The sequence below is a fragment of the Streptosporangium nanhuense genome, assembly GCF_059358815.1.
The window spans coordinates 211,155-229,742 of the sequence record NZ_JCADBG010000017.1 but is presented as its reverse complement, the minus strand read 5'-3'; the positions used below and the strand labels follow the sequence as shown (position 1 = coordinate 229,742).

Annotated in this window: 14 protein-coding genes and 1 riboswitch; of the genes, 9 read left to right on the top strand and 5 right to left on the bottom strand. The window is 73.0% G+C overall.

Translation table 11 applies throughout. The features are described 5' to 3' along the window. Positions 1-92 precede the first annotated feature (92 nt). The 3 genes from AC5L38_RS29935 to AC5L38_RS29925 form a co-directional block, all read right to left on the bottom strand. On the bottom strand, positions 93-920 hold the full coding sequence (locus tag AC5L38_RS29935) for a DeoR/GlpR family DNA-binding transcription regulator (RefSeq protein WP_389911379.1): 828 nt from the start codon (positions 918-920) through the stop codon (positions 93-95). 69 nt (positions 921-989) lie between these two features. Then, positions 990-1,325: an ArsR/SmtB family transcription factor gene (locus tag AC5L38_RS29930; RefSeq protein ID WP_389911382.1), complete on the bottom strand. Its 336-nt coding sequence runs from the start codon at positions 1,323-1,325 to the stop codon at positions 990-992. A 2-nt stretch (positions 1,326-1,327) separates the two neighbouring features. Continuing rightward, positions 1,328-1,522, bottom strand: a complete 195-nt coding sequence (locus AC5L38_RS29925; protein ID WP_362695007.1) for a hypothetical protein — start codon at positions 1,520-1,522, stop codon at positions 1,328-1,330. 295 nt (positions 1,523-1,817) lie between these two features. Here AC5L38_RS29925 and AC5L38_RS29920 point away from each other — a divergent pair, with 295 nt between their 5' ends. Together AC5L38_RS29920 and speB are read left to right on the top strand one after the other, a co-directional pair. Then, a complete protein-coding gene (locus AC5L38_RS29920) occupies positions 1,818-1,985 on the top strand; it encodes a DUF3073 domain-containing protein (protein ID WP_350976188.1) in 168 nt (55 codons plus the stop codon). 1,056 nt (positions 1,986-3,041) lie between these two features. Beyond that, the gene (speB, locus tag AC5L38_RS29915; RefSeq protein ID WP_495246173.1) at positions 3,042-4,133 is read left to right on the top strand and encodes an agmatinase; all 1,092 of its coding nucleotides are present in this window, start codon (positions 3,042-3,044) and stop codon (positions 4,131-4,133) included. Between the two features lie 117 nt (positions 4,134-4,250). Here speB and AC5L38_RS29910 read toward each other — a convergent pair whose 3' ends face one another. Beyond that, on the bottom strand, positions 4,251-4,700 hold the full coding sequence (locus AC5L38_RS29910) for a hypothetical protein (RefSeq protein ID WP_495246172.1): 450 nt from the start codon (positions 4,698-4,700) through the stop codon (positions 4,251-4,253). A 503-nt stretch (positions 4,701-5,203) separates the two neighbouring features. On the opposite strand from AC5L38_RS29910, the gene AC5L38_RS29905 reads away from it, so the two are divergent. The 4 genes from AC5L38_RS29905 to AC5L38_RS29890 all read left to right on the top strand — a co-directional run bounded on the left by AC5L38_RS29905 (position 5,204) and on the right by AC5L38_RS29890 (position 10,237). Continuing rightward, positions 5,204-6,268 (top strand): CHAP domain-containing protein, encoded by a 1,065-nt coding sequence (locus AC5L38_RS29905; protein ID WP_495246171.1) that lies wholly within the window; start codon positions 5,204-5,206, stop codon positions 6,266-6,268. 328 nt (positions 6,269-6,596) lie between these two features. Continuing rightward, on the top strand, positions 6,597-7,586 hold the full coding sequence (locus AC5L38_RS29900) for a siderophore-interacting protein (RefSeq protein ID WP_495246170.1): 990 nt from the start codon (positions 6,597-6,599) through the stop codon (positions 7,584-7,586). 209 nt (positions 7,587-7,795) lie between these two features. Further along, complete coding sequence (locus AC5L38_RS29895; RefSeq protein WP_495246169.1) at positions 7,796-9,634, top strand: glycoside hydrolase family 15 protein; 1,839 nt, start codon at positions 7,796-7,798, stop codon at positions 9,632-9,634. A gap of 414 nt (positions 9,635-10,048) precedes the next feature. Further along, entirely contained in the window at positions 10,049-10,237 is a 189-nt protein-coding gene (locus tag AC5L38_RS29890) for a hypothetical protein (RefSeq protein WP_495246168.1), read from the top strand. A gap of 33 nt (positions 10,238-10,270) precedes the next feature. Here AC5L38_RS29890 and AC5L38_RS29885 read toward each other — a convergent pair whose 3' ends face one another. Then, positions 10,271-14,137: a cobaltochelatase subunit CobN gene (locus tag AC5L38_RS29885; protein ID WP_495246167.1), complete on the bottom strand. Its 3,867-nt coding sequence runs from the start codon at positions 14,135-14,137 to the stop codon at positions 10,271-10,273. Between the two features lie 286 nt (positions 14,138-14,423). Continuing rightward, positions 14,424-14,596, bottom strand: a riboswitch (cobalamin riboswitch). Positions 14,597-14,642: 46 nt separating this feature from the next. Between AC5L38_RS29885 and AC5L38_RS29880 the strand changes: the two genes are divergently transcribed. The 3 genes from AC5L38_RS29880 to AC5L38_RS29870 are packed head-to-tail and all read left to right on the top strand — an operon-like array spanning position 14,643 to position 18,216. Beyond that, positions 14,643-16,055, top strand: a complete 1,413-nt coding sequence (locus AC5L38_RS29880) for a ferredoxin-like domain-containing protein (RefSeq protein ID WP_495246166.1) — start codon at positions 14,643-14,645, stop codon at positions 16,053-16,055. Continuing rightward, the gene (locus tag AC5L38_RS29875) at positions 16,052-16,678 is read left to right on the top strand and encodes a precorrin-8X methylmutase (protein WP_495246165.1); all 627 of its coding nucleotides are present in this window, start codon (positions 16,052-16,054) and stop codon (positions 16,676-16,678) included. Before AC5L38_RS29880 ends, AC5L38_RS29875 begins: the two co-directional genes overlap by 4 nt. Continuing rightward, positions 16,675-18,216, top strand: a complete 1,542-nt coding sequence (locus AC5L38_RS29870; protein ID WP_495246164.1) for a precorrin-2 C(20)-methyltransferase — start codon at positions 16,675-16,677, stop codon at positions 18,214-18,216. The genes AC5L38_RS29875 and AC5L38_RS29870 overlap by 4 nt, the downstream gene beginning before the upstream one ends. Positions 18,217-18,588: the final 372 nt, after the last annotated feature.

The window sequence follows — 18,588 nt, the reverse complement described above, 5'->3', positions numbered from 1 at the left end:
TATCCGATCAGATTCGGTCACCAGGTTGTCGGAACCCGGGCTTTTCCCGATCGCCGGACCTCGTCAGCTTTGTCGAGTCCCGTCAGATCCCGTCAGATCCGGGCGACGTGGATCCGCACCCCCCGTCCCGTCAGGTCGTCCAGCACCTCCCTGGGCGCCTCGTCGTCGGTGATCAGGTGGGTGATCTCCTCGGTCGGCACGGTCTGCACCATCGTGTCGACCCCGACCTTGGTGTGGTCGATCAGCACGACCACCTCCTCGGCCGCCGCCGCCAGCGCCCGGTCGACGCTCGCGACCTGCATGTTGGGCGTGGACAGGCCCCGCTCGGCGGTCAGCCCGTTGCCCGAGATGAAGGCCCTGCGCACCCGCAGGCCGGCCAGGGAGCGCTCGGCGGCGCTGCCGACCAGGGCGTGGATGGAGCCGCGCAGGGTGCCGCCGGTCATGACCACCTCGACCCGGGGCGAGTCGGTGAGCGCCTGCGCGACCAGCAGGGAATTGGTCACCACGGCCAGCTCCGTCACCCGGGCCAGGCGCCGGGCGAAGTCCTGGGTGGTGGTGCCGGCGCCGACCACGATCGCGTCGCCGTCCTCGACCAGGGAGACCGCGAGGTCGGCGATGGCCCGCTTCTCCGCCGCCGCCGTCTGCATCTTCTGCGAGTACGTCGGCTCGCGGGACAGCTCGCCGGGGAGCGTGGCACCGCCGTGGTGCCTGTTGAGCAGGCCCTCGGCCTCCAGCGCGCGCAGGTCGCGCCGGACCGTCACCTCCGACGACTGCACCGACTGGGCCAGATCCCGAAGGGAGACCGCGCCATTGGCACGTACCAGTTCAAGGATGCGCTGACGGCGCTCCGCGGCGAACACGGGACGACGATACTCCGCCTGACCCGAACTCTCTCCCCCACTTTTCACGACCGACCCCATCCGCTCCGAATCATGTGATCTGAGCCGATCATAATCGGTCGTGGAGTGACAGGCCGGGCCGCGAAACCCCTAGCCGCGAGCCTCGGCGCGCAGCTCGGCGAGCAACTCCCCCTGCTCGGCGAGCACCTCGGCCAGGATCGACCGCGCCACGGACATCAGCTCGGCCAGGTCCTGGGTGGACAGGGCGTAGACGACGGTGGCGCCGTCCCGGGTGGCGGTCACGACTCCCGCGCGGCGCAGCACGGCGAGCTGCTGGGAGAGGTTGGAGGCCTCGACGTCGATCGCGCTCAGCAGGTCCCGCACCGGCAGGGGACCCTCCCGCAGCAGCTCCAGCACCTGGACGCGGACCGGGTGGCCGATCGTACGGAAGAGTTCGGCCTTGGCCTGGTGCAGCGGCACCGGCATGATCACACGGCCCCGGCGACGGGCCCGCCACCGGCGTACCGGACATCCACGCCGTGCCGGTCGGCGATGCGCAGCAGGTTCTCCAGCCGCCCGGACAGGACCTCGACCGCGTGATCGTCGAAGGCCTGGCGCATGAGCTCCAGCTCGCCGTCGACATCGGCGATGCGCGCTCGTAGCTCGGCCGCGAACTCGCTCATGTCCCCCACCTCCCGTGGATCAGGTCACTCCCCGGCGTCTGGTTTATCGGCACACCGTTCCTCATGATGTGGCAAATTGCATAATTCTTCAAATCGTAATGACGTTGGCTATGATGGCGAAGGCCGTTTTCCAACAGGGCCCGCAGCCGGTTCGAGCCCGATCGATGACGGATCGACCACGAAGCGGGATACTTGGTACGGCTACCGCAGACTGACCTGCGGCGTCAGAGCGCGCCAGCCGGCGATGCGACAGTGACGAGAGGCCGAGCACGGCCTGCGCGAGGGAGTACAGCCAATGGGACGGGGCCGAGCGAAGGCTAAGCAGACGAAGGTTGCTCGCGAGCTGAAGTACAGCAGCCACAGCATGGACATCGACCGGTTGCGCAAGGAGCTCGGCGCCGACGACGATCCCACGCCGGAGAGCGAGGCCGACGACCCCACCGGTGAGCCGACCGGCAGGTGACACGGCGGACGGGCCACCGGTCCCGTCCGGCCGCCGCGGCACCTGCGGAGCCCGCTTCCGGGATCCCCGCGTGACCTCGGCGGCCCCGGCCGCGTGACCCGCCCGCCGGGGTTTCCCCGCGAGGGTTCTCCCGCGACACGCCGACCGACCGGCGCACGGTGAGACGGCGCACCGGTGAGACGGCGCACGGACCGGCCGTCGTGCCGGTGGACGGATCGGCCGCCGCACCGGTGCGGCGACATATGGATCAGTCGTCGTACCGGTGAGGCGACGTATGGACCGGCCGTCGCGCCGGTGGACGGATCGCCCGCGTACCAGTGGGACGGCACGGGATCGGCCCGCGCGTCGGCCGACCGGCGGACGCCCGTGGCGGCGTCCGGCGGGCGACGGCGAATTCCGCGCAACATCCGGCAACATCATTGAGGCACCCGCCCGGGGCTGTTTAACGTCACGGTTGTGCGTACCGCAGCGCGGCGGTCACGCACCCCCGGTCAGCGCGTCGACGGAGAGCTCTGGCGGGTCCCACCTCATCCCACGGTGCCCGGCTTGCCCTTCCCCGCCGGGCATCGGGATCTGCCAGTTCACACGCCGTGGCCCCGGGACGAATCGCCGTGTCGCGCGAGGTCGTGCGCTCTCGCGAGCGGAAAGTCTCCCAGGGCCACGGCCACCATTCGCCTCTTCGGGCCGCGGCGGACCACGCCGTCCCTCACCACGACCGGCCCTCACCGGGTCCGGCCTTCCGGGTCCGGCCTTCCGGGCCTGACCTTCCGGGCCTGACCTTCTGGGCCTGACCTTCCCCGGGCCAGGCCGGACCTCGCCTCCGCGCCCGATCCCCCCGGCTTGAGCCCCCGGGCACGCGCCCCATCCCGTCCTCCGGCCCGGTCTCTCCGGACGCGTGCCCCGCGCCGTCCCTTTCCCGGCCTGTCTGGTCCAATTGACCCACCGGGTGGAGTTCCCGACGAAGATCTCCCCGAGGGCGGCCGAGGCCGCCCGGCGAGCCGCGCCCGGCGGCGACGGGCCGCGCCCGCGGACCGGTACCTTCCCGGCGGAGGAACAGTGACGAACCGCTACGGGCCCCAGTTCGGGCCCGACATCACCTTCCTCGGCGTCGAGCGGTGCTCGCTGGAGGACCCCGAGAGCTACGCGGGCGCCGACATCGTGATCGTGGGGGCGCCGTTCGACGGCGGCACCTCGCACCGGCCGGGCGCGCGCTTCGGGCCGCAGGCGATCCGGATGACCGACTACCTGCCGCACGACGGGGCGCGCCCCAGCCTGGCGCTGCGCACCGACGGGTTGCGCGACCTGCGCGTCCTGGACGCGGGCGACGTCGAGATGCCGCCCGGCGACATCCTGACGTCGCTGGCCGCCCTGGAGGCCGCCGTCGAGAAGGTCGCCCGCTCGGGAGCCATCCCGGTGATCCTGGGCGGTGACCACTCGATCGCCTTTCCCGACGCCAAGGGGGTGGCCAACGTCCTCGGGCACGGCCGGGTCTCGATGATCCATTTCGATGCCCACGCGGACACCGGCGACATCGAATTCGGCTCGCTGTGGGGGCACGGGCAGCCGATGCGCAGGCTCATCGAGTCGGGGGCGCTGCGCGGCGACCGGTTCCTGCAGATCGGCCTGCGCGGCTACTGGCCGCCGCCGGAGACGCTGGACTGGATGGCGGAACGGGCGATGCGCTCGTACGAGATGACCGAGATCACGCACCGCGGCCTGGAGGAGTGCCTGACCGAGGCCTTCGCCATCGCCGTCGACGAGTGCGACGGCGTCTTCCTGTCCGTCGACATCGACGTGTGCGACCCGGGCCACGCGCCGGGCACGGGAACGCCGGAGCCCGGCGGCATCACCGCGCGCCAGCTCCTGGACTCCGTACGGCGTATCTGCCTGGAACTGCCGGTCGTCGGGGTCGACGTCGTGGAGGTCAGCCCGCCCTACGACCACGCCGACATCACCGCCGCGCTGGCCAACCGCGTGGTGCTGGAGGCGTTGAGCGCCATCGCCCGGCGGCGGCGCGACGCCCGGGACGGGACCACCTGGAACCCGCTGCTGCCACTGCTCGCCGAACGCCCTGGCAGCCCTGGCAGCCCTGGCAGCCAGGACCGTACGGATCGCACGGCCGGCCCGCTCGGCCCCGCTGGGCCCTGATCGATTGACGCCGCTCGGCCCCGCTTGGCTCTGATCGATCCGCTCCCGGCTCGATCGGCCGGGCCGCCGAGACGCCCGCCGGTTCACCCGCCCGCCTCTCCCGCGGGCGCGGGTGGGCTATCGGGTCTTCGGGCGGTTGCCCCACTTGGGCTTTCGGAACAGGTCGCGGCGCTCCAGCAGGTAGACGAGCTTCGAGGCCGCGATCCTGACGGCCTCCTCGTGGCGGTGGCGCTTCTGCGGGACGACGGCGCTCCAGCGTTCGAGCAGGAGGGCGATCTCCTCGGCGAGCTCGCCGATCACCCGGTAGCGGGTGCTGAAGGCGTAGAGGTCGCCGTGCACCTCGCCCACGAGGTCCTCGTCGACCCGGTGGGCCAGCGGCCTGACCCTCTTGAGGATCCCGGTCTCCATCGCCGGGGTGACCGGTGCCCGCCGGGCGTCGCCCTCGGGCACCATGATGAGGGCCCGGACCCGCGCGACGGCCAGGGTGCGCTCGGCCTGCGGGGTCGCGGGGTGCTCGGCGAGGTCCAGGAGGCGGCGGAGGGTCTCCTGCGTCTTGTCGTCGAACATGGAAAACCCATTCCGCCTTCGCGTCCCCGTTTTCGCCGGACCGGGAGGGAAGGCCTCGGCGTCGGCACCGGCGCATGCCGCGCACGTGCCATCACATGCTATTCGACCCGATGGGCAGGGACGCGTCCGGTGTGACCCGTGAGCGCGGGGTGAACCGGGATATGCCCGGTGCGCGCGAACGGCCTCCGGCGCCCTCGTACCTCACAGACCGGGACCGGAACGGGCCGCCGGGGCCGGCGTTCCAGGGGCGATGTTCCGGGCCGGCCTTCCGGGGGTGGCGTTCTGGAACCGGGCGTCGGCCGGAGCCTGAGGCCAGTCGATGGTAGGTGCTGCGGGGGTGCTTTTCCCGCCTTTCGCCGAATCCGGTATTTGACAGCCTGTCGACTCGGCTTTTTAAGCAAATAGGCCTACTTTTCCGTTTTTCTGCGAATACAGTCCAGCTTTGTCGGACGGCGCCCCCTTCTCGGAAGGGTGGAGGAGAGTGGACGGGGTGGCTCACAGCCATGGATCCGATCGGTGACGATCTGCTCAGGACCATCAAGCCCGAACTCGGGTACCGGGAGGGATCCGGCCAGCACAGCAAGTTCGGTGAGTGGTACGCGGTGAACGTGGCTCAGGACCCGCAGTACAGGACGGCCCCCTGGTGCGCGATGTTCATCGCCTGGGCCGCGGAGAAGGCGGACGTGCAGGAGTACGTCGGGCAGTTCGCCTGGACCCCGTCGCAGGCCCGCTGGTTCGAGACCCACGACGCGTGGACGCGGACGCCGGAGCCGGGCGCCCTGGTCTTCTTCGACTGGTCCGGCGGCAAGGACATCAAGGGCATCGACCATGTCGGCGTCGTCGAGAGCGTGAACGGTGGAACGATCCACACCATCGAGGGGAACGTCGACCGGGTCTGGCTGAAGCGCAAGACGCGCGACCAGAGCAAGGTGGTCGGGTACGGGCTGCCGCGCAAGGTCAAGGAGAAGCTGACGGGCGCCGCCGAGAAGGACCCGGCCCCCGTGGCGGCCGGGCGGATCGAGGTTCGCCCGGCGCTCGCCCCGGGCTCCGCTCCCCCGGCGGACACGCCGGGAACGCTCCCCGTGTCCATGGAGACCGCCGCGATCGCCGGGTTGCTGGCCTTCGTCCTCGGCACGACGTTCGTCCTGTCCCGGCTGCGCCCCCGTGTCTCGGCGGGACGGCACCGCAGGAGGACGGGGTCGCGGGACCGGGTGGACCCGTGGACCGGCGTGACGTCTCCGGCCGAGGAGGCACTCCCCCGCGCGGAGACGCCCCCGGCCTGGAAGGCGCTCCCCCGGACCGTGGCGCTCCGTCCCGGCGGGCCAGACCCTCTTCGTCCCGGCGGGCCGGACCGGCCGGACACCGCGCCCCGAAGCCGCGAGACGCTCCGCGTGAGCAGGCCGAGCTGGGCGTGCGAGCCGTACCGCACGGGCGTCCCGAAGCGCGCCGACGGCACCGGGACGCCCGGCCGTGCCGGCAGCCGGCCCGTCGCCGGGCCGGACCTCGACGGGAGGACGCGACGCGGCGCGCTGGAGACACGCGAGGGCGAGAAGGCCCGCGCCGCGTGACCGTGCCCGGCGGACGCCGCGCGACCGTACCCGGCGGACGCCGCGCGACCGTACCCGGCGGACGCCGCGCAACCGTACCCGGCGGACGCCGCGCAACCGTACCCGGCGGACATCACGTGACCGTGCCCGGCGGACATCACGTGACCGTGCCCGGCGGACGCCACGTGACCGTACCCGGCGGACGCCGCGACCGCACCGGCGGAGGGTCCCTGGCCGTATCGGCGAAATATGACGAGAACGGGACAGAACGGAGATCCCATCAGGTTGCTTAATAAGGTTAGGCAAAGCTAAGTTGCTGGGGAAGCATTCCCCCAGTGAAGGCGGCACGATGACAGCGGGCGAGCAGACCTTGGAGCGCGCGGCGGAGGTTCCGGCCTATCGCGGCCACCAGGTGGAGGTCCTGCGGACGGTGCGGCTCAGCCCGAGCTTCGTCCGGGTCACCTTCGGCGGCGAGGACCTGGCGGGCTTCGCCGACAAGGGCTTCGACCAGCGGATCAAGGTGATCCTCCCGCTGCCGGACGGCGGCATCACCCCCCTGGGCGACGGCGGCGACTGGTACCAGCGGTGGCGGGCGCTCCCCGACGAGCTGCGCAACCCGATCCGCACCTACACCGCCCGCGCCGTACGGCCCGAGCCGCGCGAGCTCGACATCGACTTCGTCCTGCACGGTGAGAGCGGTCCCGCCTCCCGCTGGGCGACCCACGTCACCCCGGGCGACCGGATCGTGGTGGTCGGCCCCAACGCCGCCCACCCCGGCCCCGTCGGCGGCCAGGAGTGGGCCCCGCCCGCCGGGGCGGCGCACCTGCTGCTGGCCGGGGACGAGACGGCCGTGCCCGCCATCGCCGCGATCGTCGAGTCGCTGGCCGGCTCCGTGCGCGCCACGGCGCTGCTGGAGGTCCCCGAGGCCGCCGACGCGCTCCCGCTCGACGTCCGTCCGGGCGTGAACGTCATCTGGCTGCCCCGCGAGGGGGCCCGCCACGGTGACCTGCTCATCCCGGCCGTACGCGACGTCCTGGGCACGCTCACCGCGCCGGGCGGCACCGTCCCCGGTGAGCCCGTCTCCAGTGAGCCCGTCGCCGGTGAGCCCGTCCCCGCCGCCGTGGCCCCGCTGGAGGACGTCGACGTCGACGAGGAGATCCTCTGGGAGGTCCCCGAGGCCCCCGAGGTGTCGGGCGGCGACGGCCTGTACGCCTGGCTGGCGGGCGAGGCGGGCATGGTCAAGCTGCTCCGCCGCCACCTGGTGCAGGAGGCGGGCGTCGACCGCTCCTCGGTGGCCTTCATGGGCTACTGGCGGCTGGGACGCTCCGAAAGCGCCTGAGTGCCGGCTCCCGGCCGGGAGCCGCACCACGGCCGCACCACGAATCCCGCGCCCGGTGACGGGGCCGTCGCCGGGCGGCCTTTGTCCTCGCCCGCGGAAAACGTGCCGACTCCTTGACGCGGGATTGACGCGGGACGGAACCGGGCAGGCGTCCGGGGCACGTAGCTTGAGGGCGTAAGGTGCCCTGCTCGCGACGTGAGAAGGCCGAGATGACAGCAGCGGAATCCGCTCGTCAGGACCCGGCGGGCGCCCCCGGATACCGGCCCATCGCCGACCACGGGCTGATCGGCGACCTGCACACCGCGGCGCTGGTGGACACCGGCGGCACCATCGTCTGGTACTGCTGCCCGCGCTTCGACGCGCCCAGCGTGTTCGGCTCGATCCTGGACTCCGGCCGGGGCGGTTCGTTCGAGCTGAGCACGGTCGCCCCGGCCAGGACCAAGCAGTTCTACTTCCCCGACACCAACGTGCTGATCACCCGCTTCTCCGCCGCCGACGGGGTGGGCGAGGTCCAGGACTTCATGCCGATCGTCGGCGACACGCGCGACGGCGCCCGGCACCGGCTGATCCGGCGGGTGAGATGCGTACGCGGGTCGCTGCCGTTCCGGGCGCGGGTGGCCCCGCGCTTCGACTACGGCAGGCAGTCACACGTCCTGAGCATGCACCAGGGCCGGGCGCTCTTCGAGTCGCCGTCGCTGTCCCTGACCCTGTCGTCCAGCGCCACCCTGGAGGTGGACGGCCAGGACGTGTGCTCGGAGTTCAAGCTCAACGAGGGCGAGTGCGCGGTGTTCGCCCTCGACAGGCACGGCGAGGATGTGACACCGCGCTCGTGCCCGATCGAGGAGGCCGAGGAGGAGTTCGCCTCGACGGTGGCGTACTGGCGCCGCTGGCTGTCCTCCTCGAACTACCGCGGCCGATGGCGGGAGATGGTCCACCGGTCCGCGCTGACGCTGAAGCTCCTCACGTACGCGCCGACCGGCGGGATCGTGGCCGCCGTGACGACCAGCCTGCCCGAGCAGATCGGCGGGGAGCGCAACTGGGACTACCGCTACGTCTGGATCCGCGACTCGGCGTTCTGCGTGTACGCGCTGCTGCGGCTGGGTTTCACCGAGGAGGCCGAGGCGTTCATGGGGTTCCTGTCCCGGCACGTCAGCCGCGACGGCGGCGGCGCCTCGGGCCCGCTGCAGATCATGTACGGCATCGACGGGCGCACCGACCTGCCCGAGAGCGAGCTGCCCCACCTCGAGGGCTACCAGGGCTCGGCCCCGGTGCGCGTCGGGAACGCCGCCGTGGACCAGCTCCAGCTGGACATCTACGGCGCCCTCCTCGACTCCGTCTACCTCTACGACAAGTGGCACCAGCCGATCTCCAGCGCCCTGTGGGACGACGTGCACATCCTGGTGGACTGGGTCTGCGACAACTGGGACCAGCCCGACGAGGGCGTGTGGGAGACGCGCGGCGGGCGTAAAAACTTCGTCTACTCGCGGCTGATGTGCTGGGTGGCGATCGAACGGGCCATGCGGATGGCCGCCCACCGCGGGCTGCCCGCCGACACGCCGCGCTGGCAGCTGGCCCGCGACACGATCTACCGGCAGATCATGCGGCGTGGCTGGTCGGCGGAGCTGCGGGCGTTCGTCCAGCACTTCGACGACGACGTCCTCGACGCCTCGGTGCTGATGATGCCGATGGCGAAGTTCGTCTCCCCCATCGACCCCAAGTGGCTGTCGACCCTCGACGCGCTGGGCGCGAACCTGGTGTCCGACTCGCTGGTCTACCGCTACGACCCCGCGGTGAGCCCGGACGGGCTGCGCGGCGAGGACGGCACCTTCTCCATCTGCTCGTTCTGGTACGTCGAGGGGCTCACCCGCGCCGGGCGCCTGGACGAGGCACGGCTGGCGTTCGAGAAGATGCTCACCTACGCCAACCACCTCGGCCTGTACGCCGAGGAGATCGGGCAGACCGGCGAGCAGCTCGGCAACTTCCCGCAGGCCTTCACCCACCTCGCGCTGATCAGCGCCGCGTTCAACCTCGACCACGCCCTGGGCTGAGAGCCTCCGCGCCCCCTGCCCGAGACCCACCCGCGCCCGGTGTCCGGCTCCGCTTCCGCGGCGGACCCGGGCGGCTGCCTCCACGCGTGGGTGGATCTCGGGCAGGACCGGCGCCCGGTGCCGTCGGCTCGACACAGCGGGCTCAACACAGCGGGCTCAACACGGCGGGCTCGATCAGCGAATATTTATCCAGAACGTTTTCGATCACCCCACCCGGATAGGGAGAAGGCTCCAACGGCACGACCACAACGGGGCTTGACTGTTTCAGGGGCGAAGGGGATTGACATGACAGACCGCCGATCTCGTTTATGGCGATACGGCCTTCTCGGCATCATCGACATCAAGGATCCCCGAAGTGCTTTGTGGCGAGCGGGTCTTCTCGGTCTCGCGTCAGGTGTTGTCGCGGGTGTCGTGATGGGATTCCTCTCCCTGTGGCTCGGCCCCCTCGGTTCCGGGTCGGGGGACGGCGCCTTCGACTGGCGGGGCGCCGTCATCTACATGCTCTTCGTAACTCCGGCGTTCGTCCTTCTCTTCCTCTTCCTCATGCGCAGACGCCTGAAGGCGGCGGCGGCCGAGAAGGCGCAGCGGACGCCTTCCTCGTAGTGGGCCGGCCGCCGGAGCCGGTGGGGCCTCGGGTCAGGCGCCGTCCTCCAGGTCGCCCTCGGACTTGAGGTAGACCTCCTGGAGGTCGCGCAGGATGGCGGGGTCGGGGTGCTCCCACATGCCCCGGTTGGCCGCCTCCAGCAGCCGCTCGGCGATCCCGTGCAGCGCCCACGGGTTGGACTTGGCCATGAACGCCTGGTTCTCCGGGTCCAGTACGTAGGTCGCGGCCAGCTTGTCGTACATCCAGTCGGCGACGACTCCGGTGGTGGCGTCGTAGCCGAACAGGTAGTCGACGGTGGCGGCCAGCTCGAAGGCGCCCTTGTAGCCGTGCCTGCGCATGGCGGCCAGCCAGCGGGGGTTGACCACCCTGGCGCGGAAGATCCTGGACGTCTCCTCGGAGAGCGTCCTGGTGCGGACCGCGTCCGGCCTGGTGCTGTCGCCGATGTAGGCGGCCGGGGCCTTGCCGGTGAGCGCCCGTACGGTGGCGATCATGCCGCCGTGGTACTGGAAGTAGTCGTCGGAGTCGGCGATGTCGTGCTCGCGGGTGTCGACGTTCTTGGCCGCCACGGCGATCCTGCGGTAGGCCGTCTCCATGTCCTGCCTGGCGGGGACGCCGTCAACGCCCCGGCCGTAGGCGAAGCCGCCCCAGACCGCGTACACCTCGGCCAGGTCGGCGTCGTCGCGCCAGTTGCGGCTGTCGATCAGCGGCAGCAGCCCTGCACCGTAGGCGCCCGGCCGGGAGCCGAAGATCCGCATGGTGGCCCTGCGCTCGTCGCCGTGCCCGGCCTGGTCGGCGAGCACGTGCGCCCGCACGTAGTTCAGCTCCTCGGGCTCCTCCAGCCCGGCCGCCAGCCGTACGGCGTCGTCCAGCATGGCCACGACGTGCGGGAAGGCGTCGCGGAAGAAGCCGCTGATCCTGACGGTGACGTCCACGCGCGGGCGGCCCAGCTCCGCGGCGGGGATGGGCTCCAGGCCGGTGACGCGGCGCGAGGCCTCGTCCCAGACCGGCCGCACGCCGAGCAGCGCCAGCACCTCGGCGACGTCGTCCCCGGCGGTGCGCATGGCGCTGGTCCCCCAGACCGACAGCCCGACCGAGCGCGGCCAGTCGCCGGTGTCGGCGCGGTAGCGCTCCAGCAGGGAGTCTGCCATCGCCTGGCCGGTCTCCCAGGCCAGCCTGCTCGGCACGGCCTTGGGGTCGACCGAGTAGAAGTTGCGGCCGGTGGGGAGCACGTTGATCAGCCCGCGCAGCGGCGACCCGCTCGGCCCGGCCGGGACGTAGCCGCCGTCGAGGGCGTGCAGGATCGCGTCGATCTCGTCGGTGGTACGCGCCAGCCGGGGTACGACCTCGACGGCGGCGAAGCGCAGGATCCGCTCCACCGTCTCGAGGTCCGCGCCGCGCGCACGGCCCTCGCCGGCCGGTCCTCCCGGGCCGCCCCGATGACCGGTCACGCCCTCCGAGCCGGTCACGCCCTCCGAGCCGGTCGCGCCCTCCGAGCCGGTCGCGCCGGTCGCACTGGTCGCACTGGTCGAGTTTGCCGAGCCGGTCGAGTTTGCCGAGCCGTGCCCGCCGCCGGAACCGGCCACGCCGACCGAGCCAGAACCGGCCACACCGGCCACACCGGCCGGACCGGCGTCTTCCGCCGGGGTGTCCGCCCGGCCCAGGACCTCGGCGGTCACCTCCCGCGCCGCCGACGGGTCCCAGCCCCGGTGCTCCATCGCCTCGACCAGGGCGCGGGCCAGGGTCTCGGCCTCGTCGACGCCGATCCGTCCCGCGCTGCCGTCCTCGGCCAGGCCGAGGGCCTCGCGCAGCCCGACGAGCGCCTCGCTGCCCGCCCACATCTGCCGGGCGCGGAGCATGGCCAGCACCAGGTCGACGCGCGGCTGCCCCTCGGGGGCGGCCCCCAGCACATGCAGGCCGTCGCGGATCTGGACGTCCTTGACCTCGCACAGCCAGCCGTCGATGTGCAGCAGGAAGTCGTCGAACTCGGCGTCGTGCGGGCGGTCGGCGACGCCGAGGTCGTGGTCGAGCCTGGCGGCCTGGATCAGTGTCCAGATCTGGGCGCGGATCGCGGGCAGCTTGGCCGGGTCCATCGCCGCGATGGAGGCGTGCTCGTCGAGGAGCTGCTCCAGCCTGGCCATGTCCCCGTAGCTGTCGGCGCGGGCCATCGGCGGGACGAGGTGGTCGACCAGGGTGGCGTGGGCGCGGCGCTTGGCCTGGGTGCCCTCGCCGGGGTCGTTGACGAGGAAGGGGTAGATCAGCGGCAGGTCGCCGAGCGCGGCGTCCGGGCCGCAGGAGGCCGACAGGCCCGCCGACTTGCCGGGCAGCCACTCCAGGTTGCCGTGCTTGCCCACGTGGACCATGGCGTGCGCGCCGAAGCCGTCGGCCAGCCAGCGGTAGGCGGCCAGGTAGTGGTGGCTGGGCGGCAGGTCGGGGTCGTGGTAGATCGCGATGGGGTTCTCGCCGAAGCCGCGCGGCGGCTGCACCATGACCACCACGTTGCCGGAGCGCAGCGCGGCCAGCACGATCTCGCCCTCCGGGTCGCGCGACCTGTCCACGAACAGCTCGCCGGGCGCCGGACCCCAGTGCTCCTCCATCCGGGCGCGCAGGTCCGCGGGCAGGGTGGCGTACCACTCGGCGTACCGGCTCGCCGCGATGCGCACCGGGTTCCCGGCGAGCTGCTCCTCGGTGAGCCAGTCCTGGTCCTGCCCGCCCGCGGCGATCAGCGCGTGGATGAGCGCGTCGCCGTCCTGCCCGGTCACCCCGGGCAGCTCGTCCTCGGCGCCGATGTCGTAGCCGCGCTCGCGCAGCGCGGCCAGCAGCCGTACCAGGCTGGCCGGGGTGTCCAGGCCGACGGCGTTGCCGATGCGGGCGTGCTTGGTGGGGTAGGCCGACAGCATCAGCACCAGCCGCCGCTCGGCGGGCGGGATGTGCCGCAGCGCGGCGTGGCGCACCGCGATGCCCGCCACCCGCGAGGCCCGCTCGGGGTCGGCCACGTAGACGGTGAGCCCGTCCTCGTCGATCTCCTTGAAGGAGAACGGCACCGTGATGATCCGCCCGTCGAACTCCGGGATCGCGACCTGGGTGGCGGCGTCCAGCGGGGACAGGCCGTCGTCGTTCTCCTCCCAGGAGGCCCGGCTGCTCGTCAGGCACAGGCCCTGCAGGATCGGCACGTCCAGCTCGGCGAGCGCGCCGACGTCCCAGGCCTCGTCGTCCCCGCCCGCCGACGCGGTCGCCGGACGGGTGCCGCCCGCCGCGAGCACGGTCACCACCAGGGCGTCCACCGTACGCAGGACCTCCACCAGGCCGGGCTCGGCGGTGCGCAGGGAGGCGCAGTACACCGGCAGCGCCCGCGCGCCCGCGTCCTCGATCGCCGAGCAGAGCGCCTCGACGAAGGCGGTGTTCCCGGCCACGTGGTGGGCCCGGTAGTAGAGAACCCCGACGACGGGCCCGTCGTGTCCCTCCTGGTCTCGCGCCTCGCGCTCCAGCGTCCCCCACGTGGGGGTGGGCTCGGGCGCGGCGAACCCGTGGCCGGTGAGCAGCAGCGTGTCGGACAGGAAGTGGTGCAGCTCGGTCAGGTTGGCCGGGCCGCCGTGGGCGAGGTAGGCGTGCGCCTCGGCGCAGACCCCGCCGGGCACGGTGGACAGCTCCATCAGCTCGGCGTCGGGCGCCTGTTCGCCGCCGAGCACGACGACGGGCCGGGGACCGGCGAGCAGGGCGTCCAGCCCCTCCTCCCAGGCGCGGCGCCCGCCCAGCAGGCGTACCACGACCAGTTCGGCGCCCTCCAGCAGCGGCGGGAGGTCGTCGGCGGTGAGCCTGGCGGGGTTGCCGAGCCGGTAGTCGGCGCCGCTCGCGCGAGCGCTCAGCAGGTCGGTGTCGGAGGTCGAGAGCAGGAGGATCACGCGCCACACTCCAGGAGAGGAAGGGCGGTACGGCCCAGGGGCGCCACGGCGTGGCGGGAGGACAGGCGGGAAAACGGCGATGCCACGGCATGGCGGAGGAACGGCGACGCCACGGCATGGCGGGGGGACGGTGCCGCCACGGTGTGGCGGTCGAGCGGCGAAAAGCGCGCGGCGTGGCGGGGGAACGGCGATGCCACGGTGTCCACGATGTACGCGGTGTCCACGATGTCGCGGGGGAACGGCGAAGAGCGCACGGAGCTTCCTCCCTCGGGGTCCTCGCCCCGGGTCGTCGTCGGCCGCGACGGCTGGAGTCTCCTGGCTCCCGGATCGGTGCTCACCCCGGCCTTCCCGCCCGTCGTCGGACAGTGGCCCGGGTGGGGTTCGCTCCCCGGTTACAGTGGCGGGACCGCGCCGGAATCACACCGGCTTCCTCCCTTTGCCGTCGCCACCGATGACACTACGGCAGTCCGGTTCGTTGCAAGAAACTGGCATTAACATCCTTCGAGTGTCCATTGCCGACTTTTCCGGACGATCGCGACTCGACGCGTGCCCCGGGGCGCTCCAGGTCCATGCCGCCGCGGACGGCGGCCTGGCCCGCGTCCGCGTGCCCGGAGGTCGCCTCACCCCCTCCCAGCTGCGCGAACTCGCCGAAGCCGCCTCGGCGTACGGCGGCGGCGTCATCGAGCTGACCTCCCGCGCGAACGTCCAGGTACGCGGCCTCGGCCCGGAGGACCCGGACGGCGTCACGGACAGCGGGAGGGGGAGCGGGTTCGCCGCGCGCATGGCGAAGGCGGGCCTGCTGCCCTCGGCGACACACGAGCGGATCCGCAACATCCTCGCCTCCCCGTTGACCGGACTGGACGAACCGGCCGGGTCAGCCGATCCAGCCGTACCGACCGGGCCGACCGATCCGGCCGGATCGGAGCATCCGCGCGGCGGCGGGATCGTCGACGTCACACCGCTGATCAGCGAGCTGGACCGGCGGCTGTGCGCCCGTCCCGCCCTCGCCGCCCTGCCGGGGCGCTTCATGTTCGCCCTCGACGACGGCCGGGGGGACGTGGCCGGCCTGGGCGCCGACGCGGGAATCCTGCCCACCGGACCGGACGAGGCCGCGCTGGTCCTCGCCGGGACCGACACCGGCCTGCGCGTCCCGCTGGACGGAGCCGTGACCGCCCTGCTCGCCGCCGCGGAGGCGTTCCTCGACGAGCTGGCCGCCCGGGACGTCACCGCCTGGCGGATCGCCGAACTCCCCGACGGCCCCTCCCTGATCGCCGCCCGGGTGCGAACCGCCCTCGGGGTCTCCGGTACGCCCCCCTTCGCCCCGGTGAGAACGCGGGTCGTGACCCTCGGGCCGGTCGGCGTCATCGGGAGTACGGACGGAACGGGAAACGGGAACGGCGACGAAGGCGCGAGAGTCGCGCTCGGGGTGGCGATCCCGCTGGGGCGGCTCACCTCCGAGCGGGCGCTGCTGCTCGCGGACGCGGCCTCGGGCGGGGAGATCCGGCTCACACCGTGGCGTGGCGTGGTCCTGCCCGGCCTGGACCGCGCCGAGGTCGCGGGCACGGCCGCCCGCCTGGAGGCCGCCGGGCTGGTCGTCGACCCCGCCTCGCCGTGGATCGGTGTGACGGCCTGCACCGGCCGTCCCGGCTGCGCCAAGTCCCTGGCCGACGTCCAGGCCGACGCCGCCGTCGCGACAGCCATCGGCGCGGCCCCGCCGTCCGGGAGCGGGCGGGGCACCGGTACGCTCCCCGTGCACTGGGCGGGCTGCGGCAGGCGCTGCGGCCGTCCGAGGGGGCGGGTCGCGGATGTCGTCGCCACCGGTGACGGCTACCGCCTGGAGCTGGACGGCACCGGCCTGACCTGCTCCGGCATCGAGGAGACCGCGGCCGCGCTGGCGGCCGCCAGAGGGGAACTGTGATCGACTACGTCCGCGACGGCGCGGAGATCTACCGCCGCTCCTTCGCCACCATCCGCGCGGAGGCCGACCTTTCCGGCCTGCCCGCCGACGTCGCCCGGGTCGCGGTCCGCATGATCCACGCCTGTGGGATGGTCGACCTGGTGAGCGATCTGCGCTGGTCACCCGGGGTCGTGGCCTCGGCGCGCGAGGCGCTCCTCGCGGGCGCGCCGGTGCTCTGCGACGCCATGATGGTCGCCTCCGGGGTGACCCGGCGGCGTCTGCCCGCGGGCAACGAGGTGGTCTGCACCCTCGGTGACCCCCGGGTGCCGGAACTCGCCGCGGAACTGGGCACGACCCGCAGCGCCGCCGCGCTGGAGCTGTGGCGCGACAGGCTCCAGGGCTCGGTGGTCGCGATCGGCAACGCGCCGACCGCGCTGTTCCGGCTGCTGGAGATGGTCGAGCAGGGCGCGGGCCGCCCGGCCGCCGTCCTCGGCGTCCCGGTCGGCTTCATCGGTGCCGCCGAGTCCAAGCAGGCCCTCGCCGAGCACCCGGCGAACCTGGAGTACCTGGTCGTGGACGGACGGCGGGGCGGAAGCGCGATGACCGCCGCCGCGATCAACGCGATCGCGAGCGAGGAAGAATGAGTGACGACGTGACCGGACGCGTGACCGGACGGCTGTGGGGCGTGGGACTCGGACCCGGTGACCCCGAACTGGTGACCGTCAAGGCCGCCCGCCTGATCGGCGAGGCGGATGTGATCGCCTTCCACAGCGCCCGCCACGGCCGGAGCATCGCCCGCTCGGTGGCCGCGCCCTACCTGCGGGAGGGACAGGTCGAGGAGGCGCTCATCTACCCGCTCACCACCGAGACCACCGACCACCCGGGCGGCTACCAGGGGGCGATCGACGACTTCTACGCCGCCTGCGCGGTGCGGCTGGCGGCCCATCTGGACGCCGGGCGCGACGTGGTGGTGCTGTGCGAGGGCGACCCGCTCTTCTACGGCTCGTACATGCACATGCACAAGCGCCTGTCGCACCGCTACGTCACCGAGGTCGTGCCGGGCGTGACGTCGGTGAGCGGCGCCTCGGCGGTCCTGGGACGCCCGCTGGTCGAGCGGGACGAGGTCCTGACCGTGCTGCCCGGAACGCTCCCGGCGGAGGTGCTCGCCGAGCGCCTGGCGTCCACCGACTCGGCGGCGGTGCTGAAACTCGGCCGTACGTTCACCAAGGTCCGTGACGCGCTGGCCGAGGCCGGACGGCTCGACGAGGCCTGGTACGTCGAGCGCGCCACCACCGGGCAGCAGCGCCTGGCCCCGCTCGCCGAGGTCGACCCCAGCAGCGTCCCGTACTTCTCGCTGGCGCTGATCCCGAGCCCCGTCAACGCGGCGGGCCCCGCGCCCGTCACCGGGGCCGGGAGCGTGAGCGACGTGAGGGCGCGCGGCGAGGTGGTCGTGGTGGGGCTCGGCCCCGCCGGGCGGCCGTGGCTGACTCCGGAGGCGCAGGAGGCTCTGGCCGGTGTCGACGAGCTCGTCGGGTACGGCCCCTACCTGGACCGCGTCCCGCCCAACCCGCGCCAGCGCCGCCACCCCACCGACAACCGGGTGGAGGCCGAACGGGCCGCGCACGCGCTGGAGCTGGCAGCGGCCGGATCGAGGGTGGCCGTGGTCTCCTCGGGCGACCCCGGGGTGTTCGCGATGGCCAGCGCGGTGCTGGAGGTGGCGTGCGAGCCGAGGTTCGCGGACGTGCCGGTACGGGTGCTGCCCGGCCTGACCGCGGCGCACGCGGTGGCGAGCAGGGCCGGTGCGCCCCTCGGCCACGACTACTGCGTGCTGTCGCTGTCGGACCTGCTCAAGCCCTGGGACGTGGTCGCCGGGCGGATCAGCGCCGCGGCGAAGGCCGACCTCGTCCTGGCGATCTACAACCCGGCGTCGAAGAGCCGTACCTGGCAGGTGGCCGCGGCGCGGGACCTGCTGCTGGAGCACCGGGCGCCGGAGACCCCCGTGGTCGTCGGCCGCGACGTCGGCGGGCCCCGGGAGAGCATGACCGTCACCACCCTGGGCGACCTGGACCCCGACGCGATCGACATGCGCTGCCTGCTGCTGGTGGGCTCGTCCACCACGCGGGTGGCCGAGCGGGGTGACGGCAGCCGGGTGGTGTTCACCCCCCGCCGCTATCCCGCGTGACGCGTCGGCCCGCACCGGGCCGCACCGGGCCGCCGCCGAACCGGGGGCGGCGCGGCGCGCCCGTCGCGGGGGGCCGATCCGGGCCGCCCCTGACCGATCCGGGACGTCGGGTCCCCGCGGCCGGGTGGCTTCTTCGACGCGGGAGCCGGAGCGAGCGAGGGACCTCGGCGGGATGGGCGCCGTCGTAGCCGACCGTTGGCCGTCCGTGCATCGGCCCACGGCCGCCCTTCGTCAGCGGCCGGGGCTCCTGCGCACGGACCGTCGCGACCTCCGACCGCGCGTCACGGCCGGCGGGCGCGGGGCTTCGCCGGAACGGTCTCCGGCGAAGCCCGTGATGTGAGTTTCGGTCTCGCTCTGCTCGATCAGGGCGCC

Excerpts from the sequence above, each read along its gene's own strand:
- AC5L38_RS29905 (WP_495246171.1), top strand. The coding sequence starts at position 5,204 with ATGGATCCGATCGGTGACGATCTGCTCAGGACCATCAAGCCCGAACTC.
- AC5L38_RS29935 (WP_389911379.1), bottom strand. The coding sequence starts at position 920 with ATGGGGTCGGTCGTGAAAAGTGGGGGAGAGAGTTCGGGTCAGGCGGAG.
- AC5L38_RS29890 (WP_495246168.1), top strand. The coding sequence starts at position 10,049 with ATGGGATTCCTCTCCCTGTGGCTCGGCCCCCTCGGTTCCGGGTCGGGG.
- AC5L38_RS29900 (WP_495246170.1), top strand. The coding sequence starts at position 6,597 with ATGACAGCGGGCGAGCAGACCTTGGAGCGCGCGGCGGAGGTTCCGGCC.
- AC5L38_RS29870 (WP_495246164.1), top strand. The coding sequence starts at position 16,675 with ATGAGTGACGACGTGACCGGACGCGTGACCGGACGGCTGTGGGGCGTG.
- AC5L38_RS29910 (WP_495246172.1), bottom strand. The coding sequence starts at position 4,700 with ATGTTCGACGACAAGACGCAGGAGACCCTCCGCCGCCTCCTGGACCTC.
- AC5L38_RS29925 (WP_362695007.1), bottom strand. The coding sequence starts at position 1,522 with ATGAGCGAGTTCGCGGCCGAGCTACGAGCGCGCATCGCCGATGTCGAC.
- AC5L38_RS29895 (WP_495246169.1), top strand. The coding sequence starts at position 7,796 with ATGACAGCAGCGGAATCCGCTCGTCAGGACCCGGCGGGCGCCCCCGGA.
- AC5L38_RS29930 (WP_389911382.1), bottom strand. The coding sequence starts at position 1,325 with ATGCCGGTGCCGCTGCACCAGGCCAAGGCCGAACTCTTCCGTACGATC.
- AC5L38_RS29920 (WP_350976188.1), top strand. The coding sequence starts at position 1,818 with ATGGGACGGGGCCGAGCGAAGGCTAAGCAGACGAAGGTTGCTCGCGAG.